10 protein-coding genes are annotated in these 16,213 nt (G+C 68.3%); 7 read left to right on the top strand and 3 right to left on the bottom strand.

Annotated features, from left to right (window positions below; all coding sequences use genetic code 11):
• Positions 1-209: 209 nt before the first annotated feature.
• The 3 genes from ACFPAH_RS14335 to ACFPAH_RS14345 form a co-directional block, all read right to left on the bottom strand.
• Entirely contained in the window at positions 210-3,200 is a 2,991-nt protein-coding gene (locus ACFPAH_RS14335; RefSeq protein WP_379746602.1) for a TonB-dependent receptor plug domain-containing protein, read from the bottom strand.
• Between the two features lie 86 nt (positions 3,201-3,286).
• The gene (locus tag ACFPAH_RS14340) at positions 3,287-4,657 is read right to left on the bottom strand and encodes a Gfo/Idh/MocA family protein (protein WP_379746605.1); all 1,371 of its coding nucleotides are present in this window, start codon (positions 4,655-4,657) and stop codon (positions 3,287-3,289) included.
• 92 nt (positions 4,658-4,749) lie between these two features.
• On the bottom strand, positions 4,750-8,067 hold the full coding sequence (locus ACFPAH_RS14345) for a TIM-barrel domain-containing protein (protein ID WP_379746609.1): 3,318 nt from the start codon (positions 8,065-8,067) through the stop codon (positions 4,750-4,752).
• Positions 8,068-8,405: 338 nt separating this feature from the next.
• On the opposite strand from ACFPAH_RS14345, the gene ACFPAH_RS14350 reads away from it, so the two are divergent.
• The 7 genes from ACFPAH_RS14350 (at position 8,406) to ACFPAH_RS14380 (ending at position 16,197) form a co-directional block, all read left to right on the top strand.
• Complete coding sequence (locus ACFPAH_RS14350; RefSeq protein ID WP_379746612.1) at positions 8,406-9,551, top strand: tagatose-6-phosphate ketose isomerase; 1,146 nt, start codon at positions 8,406-8,408, stop codon at positions 9,549-9,551.
• On the top strand, positions 9,538-10,494 hold the full coding sequence (locus tag ACFPAH_RS14355) for an ROK family protein (protein WP_379746615.1): 957 nt from the start codon (positions 9,538-9,540) through the stop codon (positions 10,492-10,494). Before ACFPAH_RS14350 ends, ACFPAH_RS14355 begins: the two co-directional genes overlap by 14 nt.
• Entirely contained in the window at positions 10,491-11,816 is a 1,326-nt protein-coding gene (locus tag ACFPAH_RS14360; protein ID WP_379746618.1) for a D-tagatose-bisphosphate aldolase, class II, non-catalytic subunit, read from the top strand. The genes ACFPAH_RS14355 and ACFPAH_RS14360 overlap by 4 nt, the downstream gene beginning before the upstream one ends.
• A gap of 34 nt (positions 11,817-11,850) precedes the next feature.
• The gene (locus ACFPAH_RS14365) at positions 11,851-12,618 is read left to right on the top strand and encodes a DeoR family transcriptional regulator (protein WP_379746620.1); all 768 of its coding nucleotides are present in this window, start codon (positions 11,851-11,853) and stop codon (positions 12,616-12,618) included.
• On the top strand, positions 12,619-13,707 hold the full coding sequence (locus ACFPAH_RS14370) for an N-acetylglucosamine-6-phosphate deacetylase (RefSeq protein WP_379746623.1): 1,089 nt from the start codon (positions 12,619-12,621) through the stop codon (positions 13,705-13,707).
• Between the two features lie 80 nt (positions 13,708-13,787).
• The gene (locus ACFPAH_RS14375; RefSeq protein ID WP_379746625.1) at positions 13,788-15,515 is read left to right on the top strand and encodes an MFS transporter; all 1,728 of its coding nucleotides are present in this window, start codon (positions 13,788-13,790) and stop codon (positions 15,513-15,515) included.
• A gap of 238 nt (positions 15,516-15,753) precedes the next feature.
• On the top strand, positions 15,754-16,197 hold the full coding sequence (locus ACFPAH_RS14380; protein ID WP_379747009.1) for a Rid family detoxifying hydrolase: 444 nt from the start codon (positions 15,754-15,756) through the stop codon (positions 16,195-16,197).
• Positions 16,198-16,213 lie beyond the last annotated feature (16 nt).

The following is a 16,213-nucleotide window of genomic DNA, read 5'->3' on the forward strand; positions in this document are numbered from 1 at the left end:
CCGGCTAGAATGAAACCACATGTGTTACCTATGTCCCTAGCCAGGTGTTACCTATGTCCCTGTGCTGAACAAGGACTCCACCCTACGAGGGCTGTGTCGTTTCTGGCGCCCTCTCTCCCGCCAGACATAAAAAAAGCCGGCGCCCATTGCTGGGACGCCGGCTTGCGCGACGCTGCCTGCCCCTTCACATCAGGAGGCAGGCGCGCGGGTTACCAGAACTTGTAGCTGGCCGAGAGCGCGATCTGGCGGCCGAACAGGTTCTGGGCATGGTTATAACCCTCCCAGCCGTTCGGATCGTAGTAGGGCTTGTTGTTCAACACGTTCTTGATGTTCAGGCCCAGGTCCAGGTGCTTGATCGGTTTCCAGTGGAAGCCGAGGTTGACCGTGGTGTACGAAGGCGCGCCGCCGCACAGGTCGTCCGGCAGCGATACGCCGGCCGCGGTGCAGTTTTCCGGCGTGTTGTCGGTGTCGTAGTCGCCGTAGGCCCATTTGGTCTTGCCCGTGTAGTTCACGAACAGGCTGGTCGTGAAGTTACGGTAGACCCAGTCGGCATTGAAGGTGCCGCGCAGGCGTGGCGAGTCGTAGTAGCCGACGTAGTTGCCCGAATACCCGCCGCCGTCCTCGTAGTCGTAGGTCTCGCGGTTGCGGATCGTCAGCGCCACGCCGGTGTTGATCTTGCCGTAGTCGCCCAGGCCGAAGCGGGTGCGGGCGTCGATGTCGAAGCCGTCGACCAGCGTGCTGCCGCGGTTCAGGTAGGAGTTCACCAGGCCGCCCAGGTCGCCCACCGAATAGCGCGGCACGCCCCCGGCGCAGGCCGCGGCATTGGCCGGGTTGGCGCACATGGTCGCCGCCGCCGCCATGTTGGCGCGGTCGGCGTCGGTCAGCGGGTTGCGGATCGCCTGGCTGGTGCCGGCCAGGCCCGGGCCGTGCTCCTCGACCAGTTGGGTGAACAGCTGGTTGAAGTCCTGGCGCACGATCTCGTCGCGGCGGTTCACGTACCAGTAGTCGAGCGAGACGCTGACATCCTTGACCGGCTGCAGGACCAGGCCGACGGTGGCGATCTTCGCTTTTTCCGGCTGCAGGTTGGGGTTCGGCGGGGTCAGGCCGCCGACCGTCGTCGAGCAGTTCGAATTGAGCAGGGTGCGCCCGAGGTCCGCCTCCGGCTTGGCGACCGACTTCATCAGCAGGCGCGCGATGGCATTCGTTTCGTCGCAGCGCACGGTGTCGCGGATGCCGCCGACCTGGGCGAACACGCCGCCCTCGCCCGATTCGGCCAGGTTCGGTGCGCGGAAGCCTTCCGAATAGGTGCCGCGCACCATCAGTTCCGGCCGCGCGCGCCAGACGACGCCCAGCTTCGGCGCCAGGTTGGCGCTGAAGTTCGGGTACTTGTCGAGGCGCGCGGCGGCGTTCACTTCCAGGGTGTCGGTCAGCGGCACCACCACTTCGCCGAACAGGGCGGCAATGGTGCGGGCGCCGTTGAACCAGGAACCGCCCTGCTGGGTGATCAGGCCGTTGGCGGCGTCGGCATTGCCCGGGGTCTCGAAGCTTTCGCGCATCAGGCTGGTGCCGAAGGCGGCGCGCACTTCGCGCTCGCCCAGCTTGGCCAGGGTGCCCTCGACCTTCGCGTCCCAGGTAATGAGCTTGGTCCAGGACTGGATGTCGAAGGTCGGGTAGGCCTGGCGCAGCAGCGCCGCATTGGCTTCGCTGATCTCGCCGAATTTATAGGCCGGGTTATCGGCGATATAGGTGCGGCCGGTGACGGGGTCGGTGGTGAACGGGCCGAAGGCCTTGGCGAAGCCCGCGGTGTTGACGTTGACCGTCTGGTACAGCACCGAATGGCTGCCCGCCACGCTCAGCGCCGTCTCGAATTCCCAGCCGCCGAAGATCGGGCCGCGCAGGCCGGCGAGCGCGCGGTAGCTGTCGTCGGTGTTCTTCTGGCCGAAATGGCCGACGGCATCCTGCATCAGGTAGTTCAGGCCGGCGGCGCCGCCCATCTGGGCCGCCATGTCCGGGTCGAGCCTGCCCTTCAGGTAGACGTTGTTCGGGCCCAGGTAGGGAACCGTGAAGGTATTGAGCCTGGTTCCGGTGTTGCGCGAGAACCAGTTGCTGGTGCTGCCGCTGTTGAAGGTGCGCGGGCCGTTCTCGCCGCGCAGGCGGATGTGGGTGTAGGCGCCTTCGGCGAAGGCTTCCATGTCGCGGCCGACGCGCATGCGGCCGGCCAGGTAGCCGGTCATGCGGTCCGAGGTCGGGCCGGTATCGAGCTGATACGGCAGCGAGTTCCAGACGCAGCGGGTTCCGGCGGCTTCGGTGATCTGCGCCGTGCAGCCGGGAACCGCGCGCTGGGTACGGGCGTTGTTGCGGGCCGGGTCGAAGACGAACAGGGTGCCCGGGTTCAGGGTGCCCGGCTCGGTGCCGGTGCCGATGCGGAAACCGGGGATGAAGTTCGGATTGTTGACGTAGAAGTGCGCCGGGCGCTTGTCGTAGGTGTCGGCCAGCGAGATGCGGTCGCGCTGGTAGACGTTGAGCGAGCCGATCACGTTGAAGCCGTCGTCGCCCATGTCGCCGGTGCCGAACAGGAGGCTGCCCTGGCGCTCGCCGTACGAATCGACATCGCGCGAGGAATCGTCGCTCACGCGCGCTTCCAGGCCCTGGTAGTTCTTCTTGGTGATCACGTTGATGACGCCGGCGACGGCATCCGAGCCGTACACGGCCGAGGCGCCGTCGGTCAGCACTTCCATGCGCTCGATGGCGGCGGCCGGAATTGCGTCGATGTTGACGAACATGGTCTGGAAGCCCGCCGGCGCGCCATAGAAGGAGAGGCGGCGGCCGTTGAGCAGCACCAGCGTGCCCTGGGCGCCCAGCCCGCGCAGGTTGGCCTGCGAGCCGCCGTCGGAACCGGTGAACATCGAGCGGAAGTCCTGCTGGGCGGGGCGCGCGGCCGGCAGGTTGTCGAGCACCTGCATCAGGGTGCGCGCACCCATGTTCTCGATCTGCTTGGCGTCGATCACCTGGACCGGCGAGGCCGTTTCGGCGTTGATGCGCTTCAGGCTCGAGCCCGTCACCTCGACGCGCGCGATCTTTTCCGTCGCGCCGCCTGCTTCGTCGGCCTTGGCGGCCTTGTCCTCGACCTGCCCGGCCGCCAGCGCGCCGGACGCCATCCCTGCGGCGGCCAGCGCCGCCATCATTGTTTTCAGTTTCAAGTGGGTCTCCGTTGATGTGTTGTCGCGCTCCCCGTCCCGGGAGCGCGCGTTGATAAAACCAGCATGGCGCCGCGGCGCCCTGCGCCTTAGTAGCGGTCGTCGAAGCCGAAGATCGGCTTGCGCTGGCGCCAGGCGCCGTCGGTGAAGTCGGGGAAGTCGACGGTCTGGAAGCCCAGCGCGATCGATTGCTCGGACAGGGGCGTGATCGCGCTCCAGGTGATGGCGTCGTAGATATCGATCGGCATCGGGGCATTCGCCTTGAGTGCCTCGACGAAGGCGTTGATCACGAAGAAGTCCATGCCGCCGTGGCCGGCCCCGGCCGCGCGCTCGCTGAAGCGGCGCCACAGCGGGTGGTCGTACTTGTCGTGCCAGACCTTGGCGTCGTCCCACTCGTGCGGCTTGCTCACGCCCTCGACGTGGACCGAGCGGTTCAGGTCCATCCACAGGCCGCGCGTGCCCTGCACCCGGAAGCCCATCGAATACGGGCGCGGCAGCGAGGTGTCGTGCTGCAGCAGGATGGTTTCGCCGTTCTCGCAGGCGAGCGTGGTGGTCACGATGTCGCCCAGTCGGAAGCGCGTGCGCGCGTTCGGGTGGTCCTTGCCGCCCTGTTTCACCACGTAGTCGTGCAGGCCGGTGGCCTTGCTGGCGAAGCTGTTGATGCGGGTGAAGCGGTTGCCGCGGTTGATGTTGGTGTACATGGCGCAGGGACCGATGCCGTGGCTCGGGTACAGGTCGCCGTTGCGGCGCACCGAGTGCTCGGTGCGCCAGCGCGCTTCGGACCAGCCCTTCTCGCCGAACTCGACGCCGCCGCCGTAGGGCTTGGCGGGGTCGCCGCTGTTGAACTTCACGGCGCGCAGGTCGTGCTGGTAGCCGCCCTGCAGGTGCACCAGTTCGCCGAACAGGCCGGCGCGCACCATGCGCAGCGTGGCCAGCACGTCGCGCCGGTAGCAGACGTTCTCGAGCAGCATGTAGGGCGTGCCGCTCTTGAGCTGGGCGTCGAGCACGTCCCAGTGGTCCTGCAGGGTCACGCCGGCGACCACCTCGCAGCCGACGGCGACCTTGGCCTGCATCGCATGGATCGCCATCGACGCATGCCACTCCCAGGGCGTGGCGATGATCACGCCATCGAGCTTGCCGCTGTCGAGCATGCGGCGCCAGGCCTGGCTGTCGCCGTCCTCGCCGAAGGTGGCGGGCTTGCCCTTGCCGGCCTTGGCCACCATGTCGAGGGCGCGGCGCAGCATCAGCGGCTCGATGTCGCACAGGGCGGCCACCGCGACGTCGTCGCGGCTCACCAGCTCGCGCAGCAAGACCTGGCCGCGCATGCCGGTACCGATCATGCCGATCCGCAGGGGCTGGCGGCGGGCGCCGCCGGCGGCATTCGCACCGGCGAGGGCGCCGGCATACAGGGCACTGCCGGCCAGCGCCGAACCCATGCCGAGAAAATTGCGTCTCTTCATAATTTTTTCCGTTTCTTCAAGATGGAGGGATGTGCAGCGCCCTCCCCCGTCCGTGGACGGGGGCGCAGGCACTGGCGATGGAGTGAGGAGGGCTAGCGCAGCTTGACGGTCGCGCCTTCGGTGCCGCTCAGGACGGCGTTGGCCCAGTTGCCGCAGGTGCGCGCCGGCTCGGGTCCGACCGCGCCCACGGTGCGCAGGCTGAGCTGGTCGATGCCGCGCACGTCGATCTCTGGCTTGACCACCGCCGGGGCCTTGACCAGGCCGCTGTCATACAGCAGGCGCTCGCCGTTCCAGACCTGGAAGCGCAGGCCGCCGGCGCTGCGGCAGCTGTCGTCGACGCCGAGGTCGGCGCGCAGCAGGTTCCAGTTGCCGTCCAGGCGCAGGTCGAGGCGTCCCGCGGGCCCCATGCCGACGCCCTTGTTGAAGCGCAGGCCGTTCATGCGCATCTCGACGGCCTTGCCAACCGGCTTGTCGCGCCCGAGCTTCTTCGGCAGCGGCAGCTCGGACAGGTAGCGGCGCTGCTCCTGGCCTTCCGGCACCAGGTGCTCGAGCACGCGGAACTCGGACAGCGTGATCGGGGCGACGTCGGCCGGCACGGCGGCGTCGAAGGCGCGCGCCGGCTGCTCGCCCGGCACCGCGGTCACCATCGGGTCGGTGCCGGCGGCGCCGCTGCCGTCCTGGTTCTGGGTGCTGAGCACGCGGAAGCGCAGCAGGCGGCCGGCAGCGGCCGGGAAGGCGATCGTCTGCGTGTCCTTCGACAGCGCCAGGCGCCCGCGCTTGACCGGCGCGCCCCACTCGCCATTGGTGTCGGCGAGGTAGACCTCGTAGTCGCGCACCTGGCCGCTCTTCCAATGCTGGTCGGTGCGCGGCGCGATCTCGATGCCGTCGACCAGGCGCCGCTCGGTAAACCCGATCACCCATTCGTGGGCGCCGCTCTTGACCGTCCGGCTGCGCACGGTGCGGAACCAGGTGGCCGGATTGCCGTCGAACGCGTTCTCGATCGGATGGCCGGGCTCCTCGGCCGGCCGGTTCACCACCGCCAGCGCATCGGGCGGCAGGGCGCGGCCCGGCACCGGCGCGGCGGCGAAGGCATCGTCGGCCGCGGCCGCCGTCACCCCGTGCAGGGCAAAAGCGAGCGGCTGGCGGATGTCCTGCTTCGGCGCTTTCACGTGCACGGTGCCGAGGCGGTCGGCGGCGTCGAAGAACCAGCCCTGCGCGGCCTGCTCGAAGGCCTCCCGGCTGGCGGCCTCGGGCAAGGCGGCGGCGCCCAGCAGCACCTGGGTCGGGCGCTGGCGGCTGGCGACGCGCAGGCTGTAGCCGCGTTCGCGCTCCTGGCCGGCGTAGCTGCCTTCGACCGGGGCGATGCTTACCTCGACCTTGCCGGCGGCTTCGACCATGGCGATCTTCTGGCGGCTGGACGCGCCTTGCTGGTAGCGGCGCGTGCTGCCGTCGTCCTCGTAGAGCGTGTATGTCGATTGTCCCTGCGGATACAGGTCGAGGGTCAGCCTGTCCTTCGGCTTGTGGCCGTCGTACAGCATGTCGGGATACATCGGGATGATCGCCCCGGCGCGCACGAACACCGGCAGCTTGTCGAGGGTGACCTGCAGGTCGACCGTCTTGCCTTCCGGCCCGGCCGTCACCTGGCGCCCGTCCCAGTACTCGATCCAGCGTCCCTGGGGCAGGTGGATGTCCTTGCGCCAGCCCTGGCTGACGGCCTGGCTGCGGTACACCGGCGCCACCAGCAGGTCGCGCCCGAGCAGGAACTGGTATTTATAGGCTTCCGTGTAGGCGTGCGGGTCGTTCGGGTGGTCCCACATCAGGCCGCGCACCAGGGGCGCGCCGGTCTGCTCGGCTTCCTGGGCCAGCGTGTACATGTAGGGCGTCAGGCGCATCTTGAGCTTCAGGTAGCGCCGGTTGATGCTGCGGTAAGGCTCGTCGAACCACCACGGGTGCTTGCGCGCGCTGGCCGACCAGCCCGACATCCCCATCAGCACCGGGGTAAAGCTCTTCCACTGCAGGTCGCGGGTAAAGGTTTCCGGGCTGCCGCCGAAGATGGCGTCGACGTCGCCGGTGGCATAGGCCTGGCCCGACAGGCCGGAGCCGACCAGGGTCGGGACATGCCAGCGGATATAGTCCCAGCTCGCGCTCTGGTCGCCGGTCCAGGCGACCGCATAGCGCTGGGAGCCGGCCCAGCCCATCACGGTCCAGATGAAGGGGCGGCTGTCGGAATTATTCAGGATGCCGTCGTAGGCCGCCTTGTTGGCGTCCAGCGAGAACTGGTAGCCCTTCCCGGTCCAGGCGACGTCGAGTTTTTGCACGCGGCTGCCGGCCTTGCCGACTTCCCAGGCGATCTTGTCGACGCCGTTCTCGGTCCAGAGGCCGGTGCGGAAACCGTACTTGGCCAGGCCCTGCACGGTTTCCGGCAAGCCGGTGTAGCCGCAGCCATAGCCGTCGTTCGGCAGGATCCAGCCGCCCGGCATGTCGTGCTCGCGGTATTGGCGGGCGACGCTCTCGACCACGTCGGGGGTCTTGCCGGTCGGGCCGTCGCTCCAGCCGGGGGGCACCGTGCCCGGCTTCTTGACGTTGTCGCCGTCGTTGTAGCAGTCGGCGTCGCCGTATTCGAGCGCCCAGCGCGGCAACAGGCGCGCGCGGCCGGTCCACTCGGTATACCGGTTCACCACGTCATGGATGGACTTGCCGACGAAATAATAGGCATCGAAGCGCGCTTCCGCGTGCTGCAGCGTGGCCTGCCCCGGCTCGCGCAGGTCGTAGTTGCCGTCGGCCCAGCTGTTGCGCAACATGCCCCAGCCGCGCGAACTCATCAGGAAGGGTGCCGGATTCGGACGGTCGCCCTCTTCCCAGCCGCCCGAGTACGAGACCTGCAGCTCGCGTCCCTTGAATTCGTAGCGGCCGTTCTGCTGGCCGCCGCCGAAGAAGCGCTCGGCCTTGTCGCTCGAGATCACCTGCACGCTGCGCTTGTCGTCGAGGTCGAGCGGCTGCAGGTCGCGCCACAGCGGCGCGCTGTCGCCCTTGCGGTAGAGGGTAAAGCGCAGCGGGCTGCGCTCGACCTGCAGCGTGAGCGCATCGGTGGCGATCAGCAGGCGTCCCTTGTCTTCGCTGAATTCATACTGCACCGTGCCGGCTGGCTTGGCGACGACGATCGGCGCGGCCTTGTCGCCGGGGCCGGTGAACTCCTTGCGCGTGGCCTGGATGCGCACGACATCGGCGCGCGGCAGGCTGACCCGGACCCGGGCGCCGGAGTCGGACACCAGATCCCAGGACGGGCCGTCGGCCTGGCCCGCGCTGACGCTGCGCAGCTTGCCGAGCGGTGCGCCAAACGCCTGCGGGGCGGAGAATGCCGCCATCAAGGACAGGACCAGGCAGCGTTGAACGGTGGTGGGAAAAGACATATCGACCTGTGTGGATGCGGTTTTGATGGAATGTAATGTATGAACAAAAACAATGCTCGTCAACAAAAAGAAAGTGCAAAACAGTAAATTTGAGAAAAAAAGACAGAAAAATACAGTTTTATCTTTCGTTTAGCCGGCAATTGAACAAGTTTGCTTTCGATTTCGGGGAGCCACCCGAGGTTTTTGTGGCTACACTGGGCCTTGGACACGGGCAGGAGCGCATTTCGCCATGCACGCAGTGCGTTTCCAAGGTGTTGAACGCTTTCGTTTTTTCTGTTTGACTTTCGTTTGGTTTCTATTTAAGATCAATCCGTCAAAACTTCTTTCCATTTCTTTCGATGACTACTCTCCTGCAGCGCAGCCCAACAGCCTGGAGCGAAATCGGCGGCTTGCATACGGCCGAGGAAATCGCGCAGCAGCCCGGCTTGTGGCGCGACCTGTACGCCCGCCTGTGTGCCGAGCGCGGCCGCGTCAAGGGCTTCCTCGGCGATTGCCTGGCCAATCCCGCGCAGCAGGTCATCCTGACCGGCGCCGGCAGTTCCGCCTTCGCCGGCGAGATCGTTGCCGACGAGCTGAACGCCGCCTGGCCGGCGCAGGTGCGCGCCCTCGCCACCACCACCCTGCTGACCCATCCCGAGCTGTACCTGGATGGGGCGGCGCCGCTGCTGCTGGTGTCGTTCGCGCGCAGCGGCGACAGCCCGGAGAGCCTGGCCGCCTTGCGCCTGGTGCGCGCCGTCGTCCCCGGCGCGCTGCTGCTCAACATCACCTGCAATGCCGAGGGCAAGCTGGCGCTGGAAAGCCGGGACGATCCGCTCGCGCTCACCCTCTTGATGCCGCCGGCCAGCTGCGACCGCGGTTTCGCAATGACGAGCAGCTTCACCTGCATGCTGCTGGCCGCGCTGGCCGTCCTCGGCAAGATGGACCGTCCCGAGCGCATCGTCGAGCTGGCACACCTGGCCGAGCGCGCCCTGGCCGACTGGGCGCCGCGCATCGCGGCGCTGGCCGCGCAGCCCGCGGAGCGCGTAGTGTATCTGGGCAGCGGCCCATTGCAGGGCCTGGCCAAGGAAAGCGCGCTCAAGCTGCTTGAGTTGACGGCAGGGCGCGTGGCCTCGATGGCCGATACCCCGCTGGGCTTTCGCCACGGTCCCAAGTCCTTCCTGAACCCGGGTTCGCTGGTCATCGTCTACGGCAGCAACAAGGCGCTGGCGCAGCGCTACGAAGCCGACCTGGTCGGCGAACTGCGGCGCGACGTGGTCGCCGGCCACGTGCTGACCGTCGGCCCTGGCAGCGAGATCAGCCCGAGCGACATCGGCCTCCAGGTGCCGGACTGGCCCGATGCCTGGCTGGCGCCGCTGTGGCTGCTCGTCGCCCAGCAACTGGCCCTGCACCTGTCGGCCGCGCTGGCGCTGCGTCCGGATAACCCGTTTGCCAGCGGTGTGGTCAACCGCGTCGTCAAGGGCGTCACCATCTATGAACACGACTGAACTCCTGGGCTGCCACGGCATCGACATCGGCGGCAGCAAGATCGAACTGGTCGCCTTCGCGCTCGAAGGCGGCGCCCTGCGCGAAGCCTACCGCGAGCGGATCGCCACGCCGGGGCTGGATTTCGCGCTGTTCGTCGATTCCATTGCCGCGCTGGTGCAGCGGGCCGACGCCGCGCTCGGCCTGGCCGCGCCGGTCGGGATCGGCCTGCCGGGCCTGGCCGACCCGCACAGCGGGCGCCAGCTCAGCTCCAACGTGCCGGCCCTGAACGGGCGCGTGGTGGCGCCGGCGCTGGAACAGGCCCTCGGGCGCAAGACCGTCATCGGCAACGACTGCCAGTGCTTCGCCCTGTCGGAAGCGCAGGGCGGCGCGGCCGAGGGTTTCGCCAGCATGTTCGGCGCCATCCTCGGCACCGGCGCAGGCGGCGGATTCTGCGCCGGCGGCCAGCTCCTGCGCGGCCTGAACGGGATCGCCGGCGAATGGGGCCACTGGCCCGCGCCGGCCCACCTGCTCCAGCAATACGGCCTGCCGGTGATCGACTGTCCCTGCGGACGGCGCGGTTGCCTGGAGCGCTACGTGTCCGGCCCCGGCATGGTGCTGCTGCACCGCCATTTCGGCGGCGACGGCGCCGAGCCGATGGTCCTGGCCGGGCGCGCCAACCTGGGCGACGCGATCGCGATCCAGACCCTGGGCGCCCACCTGGAGCTGCTGGCGCACGCCTTGTCGAACCTGGTGCTGTCCTACGATCCGCACGCCATCGTCCTTGGCGGCGGCCTGTCCCAGCTGCCCCACCTCTACCAGGACCTGCCGGCCGCGCTCAAGCGCCACCTGTTCCGCGGCGCCTGCGTGCCGCCGATCCTGCCGCCGCGCTTCGGCGACGCCGGCGGGGCGCGCGGCGCGGCCCTGCTGGCCCTTCAACAACCGAGCACTCGAGCGAGCACATGAACCAACACCTCTCCCCCATCCAGCAGGTCATCAAGGCGCACCGGCGCGGCGAACCCGTCGGCCTGTACAGCGTCTGCTGCAGTCACCCGGTCGTGCTCACGGCCGCCATGCGCGTGGCGCAGCAGTTCGACACGCTGCTGCTGATCGAGGCGACCTCGAACCAGGTCGACCAGTTCGGCGGCTACACCGGCATGAACCCGGCCCAGTTCCGCGATTACGTAGAGGGGCTGGCGCAGGAACGCGGCTTTCCGGTCGAGCGCCTGGTGCTGGGCGGCGACCACCTCGGCCCGAATGCATGGCAAAAGCTGCCCGCGGCCGAGGCGATGGCGCATGCCGAGATCCTGATCGCGGCCTATGCCGGCGCCGGCTTCCACAAGATCCACCTCGATTGCAGCATGCGCTGCGCCGACGACCCGGCCACGCTCGACGACGAGACCGTCGCCGCCCGCTCGGCACGGCTGGCGGCGGTGGCCGAGCAGGCCGCGCAGGCGGCCGGCCATCCGCCGCCGGTGTACGTGATCGGGACCGAGGTGCCGGTGCCGGGCGGCGAGTCGGCCCTGGCCGACGCCGGCGCGCCGACCTCGCCCGAGGCGGCCGCGCAAACGCTCAAGGTGCATTGCCACGCCTTCCTCGACGCCGGCCTGCACGGCGCCTGGCGCCGCGTCATCGCGATGGTGGTGCAGCCGGGCGTGGATTTCGACCACAGCCATATCCAGCATTACGACGCGCAGGCGGCGGCGCGCCTGTCCGAATTCGTCGCCGGCCAGCCCGGCCTGGTGTTCGAGGCCCACTCCACCGACTACCAGCGCGAGTCCTCGCTGCACGACATGGTGCGCGACCACTTCGCCATCCTGAAGGTCGGCCCGGCCGCAACCTTTGCCCTGCGCGAGGGCCTGCTGGCCCTGTGCCGGATCGAGGACGACCTGGTGCCGGACACGCGCGCCTCGGGCCTGATGCAGGTGCTCGACGAGGTGATGCTGGCCAAGCCGCAGCACTGGCAAAACCATTACCCGGGCAACAGCGACGAGCAGCGCCTGATGCGCCGCTACGGCCTGTCCGACCGCTGCCGCTACTACTGGGGCGAGCCGGAGGTGGCGGCCGCCGTCGAACGGCTGTTCGCCAACATCGACGCGGTCGAGATTCCGCTGCCGCTGCTGAGCCAGTACCTGCACGAGCAGTACCTGGAGGTGCTGCAAGGCCAGCTGGGAACGGGCGCGCGCGCGCTGCTCGAACACAAGATCGGCCGGGTGCTGGCGCAGTACGCACGGGCCTGCAGCCGGAATGCGGCGCTGCAGCTCAACAGCACGGTATCGATCTGTTAAGCTCGGCGTTTTCCCTGTCCACCGAGCCGCCACCATGCGAAACACTACTCAACGCCGCGAAGCCATCCTGCAACTGCTGACCCGCCAGGGTTCCGTCCAGGTCACCGACCTGGTGCAGGAGTTCGAGGTGTCGGCGGTGACGATCCGCAGCGACCTGAGCGCGCTCGAGGCGCAGGGACTGGCCTCGCGCAGCCATGGCGGCGCGACGCTCACCCGCACACCGCCGCCGGAGCAGTCGATCCGCCAGAAGGACGCGATCAACCACCTGCAGAAGGAACGCATCGGCGCGCTCGCGGCCACCCTGGTGGAAGAAGGCGACAACATCATCATCGACTCGGGCTCGACCACCATCTCGCTGGCGCGCCACCTGCGCGAGGCCAACGGCGTGACGGTGATGACCAATGGCCTGAACATCGCCTGGGAACTGGCCGATGCGCCCGGCGTGGAACTGATCCTGACCGGCGGCCTGCTGCGCAAGCAGTCGCTGTCGATCCAGGGCAGCCAGGCCGAGGCGACCCTGCAGGCCTACAACTTCGACAAGCTGTTCCTCGGCGTGGACGGCTGCGACCTCCAGTTCGGGGTCACCACCCACCACGAGGCCGAGGCCAGCCTGAACCACAAGATGGTCGAGCGCGCGAAGAAGATCATCGTGCTCACCGACGCCTCGAAATTCGGCCGTGTCAGCCTGCACCGCATCGTGCAGCTGGACCGGGTCCATACCATCATCACCGATGCCAGCATCAGCCCCGAGTACCGCGAAGGGCTGCAAAGGCTGGGCATCGAGTTACTCATAGCGGACTAAATGCTCAGCGGCAGAATCCTCACTCCCCAAGGCTGGATCACAGGCAGTATCGAATTCAGCGATCGCGTCCACCGGATCATCGAAGGCCCTGCCGCTAGCAGGCACACCATCCTCCCCGGCTTCGTCGACCTCCACGTCCACGGCGCGGCCGGCACCGACATCATGGAAGGCGGCCAGGCCGGCGCCGTCGTCGCCCGCACCCACGCGCGCCACGGCACCACCTCCCTGCTCGGCACCACGCTCACCGCCAGGCAGGACCACATCCGCCATGCCCTGCACGGCCTGGCCGGCGTGATCGCGCAGCGCCCCAAAGGCGGCGCGCGCATGCTCGGCGTGCACCTCGAGGGCCCCTTCCTGAACCCGAGCCGGCTCGGCGCCCAGCCGCCCGACGTGATTCCCGCGAATCTCGACTTCGTGCGCAGCCTGCACGCGCTCGCGCCGATCCGCGTGCTGACCATGGCGCCGGAACTGCCGGGCCACCTCGAGCTGATCCCGCACCTGGCCGCCCTCGGCATCCGGGTCCAGGTCGGCCACAGCGCGGGCAGCTACGAGGACGGCGTGGCGGCCCTGCGCGCGGGCGCCGCCGGTTTTACCCACCTGTTCAACGGCATGAGCGCGCTGGCGCACCGCGCGCCCGGCATGGTCGGCGCCGCGCTCGCGCATGCCGAGTATGCGGAAATCATTCCCGACCTCGAACACGTCGGACCCGGCGCCCTGCGCGCCGCCCTGCGCGCCATCCCGCGCCTGTACGGCGTGACCGACGCCACCTCGGCCACCGGCATGCCGGACGGCGAGTACGCGCTCGGCACCCAGCGCGTCTTCAAGTGCGGCGGCTGCGTGCGCCTGCTCTCCGGTTCGCTGGCGGGCAGCGTGCTGACCATGGACCAGGCGCTGCGCAACTTCGTCGGGCTCGGACTCGACCTCGCCGACGCCTCGCGCCGCCTGTCGACCTATCCGGCCGACTACCTGGGCGAGCACGAACGTGGCCGGCTCGCGCCCGGCGCCTGGGCCGACATCGTCGTGCTCGACAGCGCGCTGCAGGTCGTCGACGTCTACGTCGAAGGCGAACGCATCGCACGCGGGGACTGAGGCGCAAACAAGCCGCCCGGGCCGGGCGCAGCGCCTGGCCACACACACAACATCGAACAAGACAGACATCTGGAGACACCATGACCGCAGCTTCCGCGGCGTCCGACCGCGCCATGCACTACCTGCTCTTCATCGCCGGGATGGGGGGACTCTTGTACGGGATCGACGTCGGCATCATCGCCGGCGCCCTGCCCTACCTGGAGTCGACCGCGACGCTGGCCTGGAAGCTGAGCACCCAGCAGCTCTCCTACATCGTCGCCGCGGTGCTGCTCGGGTCGGTGCTGTCCTCGCTGTTCGCCGGCGCCCTGGCCGACGCCATCGGCCGGCGCTGGGCAATGGTGCTGGCCGGCGCCCTGTTCACCCTCAGCATCCCGATGATCGCGCTGGCCGAGGGGTATACCCCGCTGCTGCTGGGGCGCCTGCTGCAAGGCATCAGTGGCGGCCTGATCGGGGTGGTGGTGCCGCTCTACCTGGCCGAGTCGCTGCCGGCCGCGCGCCGCGGCCGCGGCGCCGCCCTGTTCCAGCTGATGCTGACGATCGGCCTGGTCGGCGCCGCCGTCATCGGCCTGACCCAGGCCCAGAACGTCGATGCGGCCACCCAGGCCGCCGCCGGCCTGGAGCAGTCGGCCAGGAGCGCGGCCGTGTTCCGGGCGCAGGACAGCGCCTGGCGCACCATCTTCTGGATCTGCCTGGCCCCGGGGCTGGTGTTCACGCTCGGCAGCCTGGCCCTGAAGGAATCGCCGCGCTGGCTGGCCCTGCGCGCGCACGGCAAGACGGCCGCGCAGGAGCTTCCGATTCCGGCCGTGGCGCGCGATTCGCTGGCAAGCCGCCGCTACGTCCTGCCCTTCCTGCTGGCCTGCCTGGTGCTGGCGCTGACCCAGGCGACCGGCATCAATTCGATCCTCGCCTATGTGGTCACGATCCTGAACCAGGCCGGTTTGCCGGGCGCGACCGCCAACGCGGCGGACGTGGTGCTCAAGGTCCTGAACGCCGTCATGACGGTCGTTGCCGTGGTCCTGGTCGACCGCAAGGGACGCAAGTTCCTGCTCATGCTCGGCAGCGGCAGCATCGTGGTTGCCCTGGTCGCGGCCGGGCTGCTGTTTCGCAGCGTCGAAACCGGGCAGCGCGACGTGCGCACCCTGATCGAAGCGCAGGTGCAGGACGGCCGGCTGGCGCTGCGCCTGGACCAGCGCCAGCTCGCCGCGCTGGGCGCCAGTGGCGACCAGCCGCAGCAGTTGACGGTGGCCTATGCCTACGGTCCCTTCACCGACGTCAAATCGCTGCGCAGTAACGATCCGCTCCTGCCCTTGCTGCAATTGCAGCGTGACGAGGCCGTGGTCGAAGACAACGTGATCGGTGCCACGCTGCGCCGCCTCGGATTGAATCCCTTTGCCGACCCGGCGGCCGCGCGCGACGCGCCGCTGACCATCGAACGCGCCTGGCTCAGCAGCGTGCCCTCCCAGGCGCACGGCTGGCAGGTGGCGCTGGCCATTTCGCTGTTCGTGGCCGGCTTCGCGGTCGGTCCGGGCGTCTGCGTCTGGCTCGCCCTGTCCGAGCTGATGCCGACCCGGATCCGCTCGAACGGCATGAGCATCGCGCTCCTGATCAACCAGTTCGTGTCGACCGTCATCGCCGCGGTGTTCCTGCCCACCGTCGGCTACTACGGTTATTCGACCATGTTCTTCTTCGGCGCAGGATGTACGGTCCTGTATTTCCTGACCGCCGCCTTCCTGCTGCCCGAAACCAAAGGCAAGACGCTGGAAGAGATCGAACAGCATTTCGCCGGCACCGCCTTGCCCAGGGGCTGATTGACTCCTGCTCCCACGCGGCCCGCCTTCCCCAGGCGGGCCGTTTTGTTTGTGCCATCCCATCCTTGTGCATAAGCGCAACACTTTCACGCCGCCGAAGTTGATTCACTGCAAGCATTGATGCCGATGCACCATTTTGGTGCATGACTAGGCGTTAAATGGTTCGGCTGTATTTCCTGACACAAACCAGAACCTGGAACCATTTGACGAGGAAGAACGCGTGAACATTCAAAAACTGATGACCGCCGCATGTGTTGCTGCCGTCGCGCTTGCGATGAGCGGCTGCGCCACGCCGGGCGGAGGCAAGGTGGTGCTGTCCACCGACAAGATCTATCCGGCGATCGGGCCCTATTCGCAGATGGTTGCGCATGGCAACGTGATCTATTTCTCGGGCGTCATCGCGCTGAACCGCGCCGGCACCGCGATCGAGGGCACCACCATCGAAGAGCAGACCAGGCTGGTGCTCGACTACATCGGCGCCGAGCTGGGCTCGCAAGGACTGGGTTACGAGGACGTCCTGACGAGTACGGTCTACATGAAGGACCTGAACGAGTTCGCGGCCATGAACGCCGTCTACGGCCAGTACTTCCGGAAGGACCCGCCGGCCCGCGCCACGCTCGAGGTGGCACGCCTGCCGCGCGACGCCAGGATCGAAATCGCCGTGATTGCCGCGCGCCGCTGAAGCGCCCCACCGGAGA

This window comes from Massilia sp. GCM10023247 (assembly GCF_042653325.1).
In the GTDB taxonomy this organism is placed as follows: domain Bacteria; phylum Pseudomonadota; class Gammaproteobacteria; order Burkholderiales; family Burkholderiaceae_D; genus Telluria.

Bases quoted from the DNA above. Each gene is read 5' to 3' on its own strand.
- ACFPAH_RS14355 (WP_379746615.1), top strand. From the start codon at position 9,538: ATGAACACGACTGAACTCCTGGGCTGCCACGGCATCGACATCGGCGGC.
- ACFPAH_RS14340 (WP_379746605.1), bottom strand. From the start codon at position 4,657: ATGAAGAGACGCAATTTTCTCGGCATGGGTTCGGCGCTGGCCGGCAGT.
- ACFPAH_RS14375 (WP_379746625.1), top strand. From the start codon at position 13,788: ATGACCGCAGCTTCCGCGGCGTCCGACCGCGCCATGCACTACCTGCTC.
- ACFPAH_RS14365 (WP_379746620.1), top strand. From the start codon at position 11,851: ATGCGAAACACTACTCAACGCCGCGAAGCCATCCTGCAACTGCTGACC.
- ACFPAH_RS14360 (WP_379746618.1), top strand. From the start codon at position 10,491: ATGAACCAACACCTCTCCCCCATCCAGCAGGTCATCAAGGCGCACCGG.
- ACFPAH_RS14380 (WP_379747009.1), top strand. From the start codon at position 15,754: ATGACCGCCGCATGTGTTGCTGCCGTCGCGCTTGCGATGAGCGGCTGC.
- ACFPAH_RS14345 (WP_379746609.1), bottom strand. From the start codon at position 8,067: ATGTCTTTTCCCACCACCGTTCAACGCTGCCTGGTCCTGTCCTTGATG.
- ACFPAH_RS14370 (WP_379746623.1), top strand. From the start codon at position 12,619: ATGCTCAGCGGCAGAATCCTCACTCCCCAAGGCTGGATCACAGGCAGT.
- ACFPAH_RS14350 (WP_379746612.1), top strand. From the start codon at position 8,406: ATGACTACTCTCCTGCAGCGCAGCCCAACAGCCTGGAGCGAAATCGGC.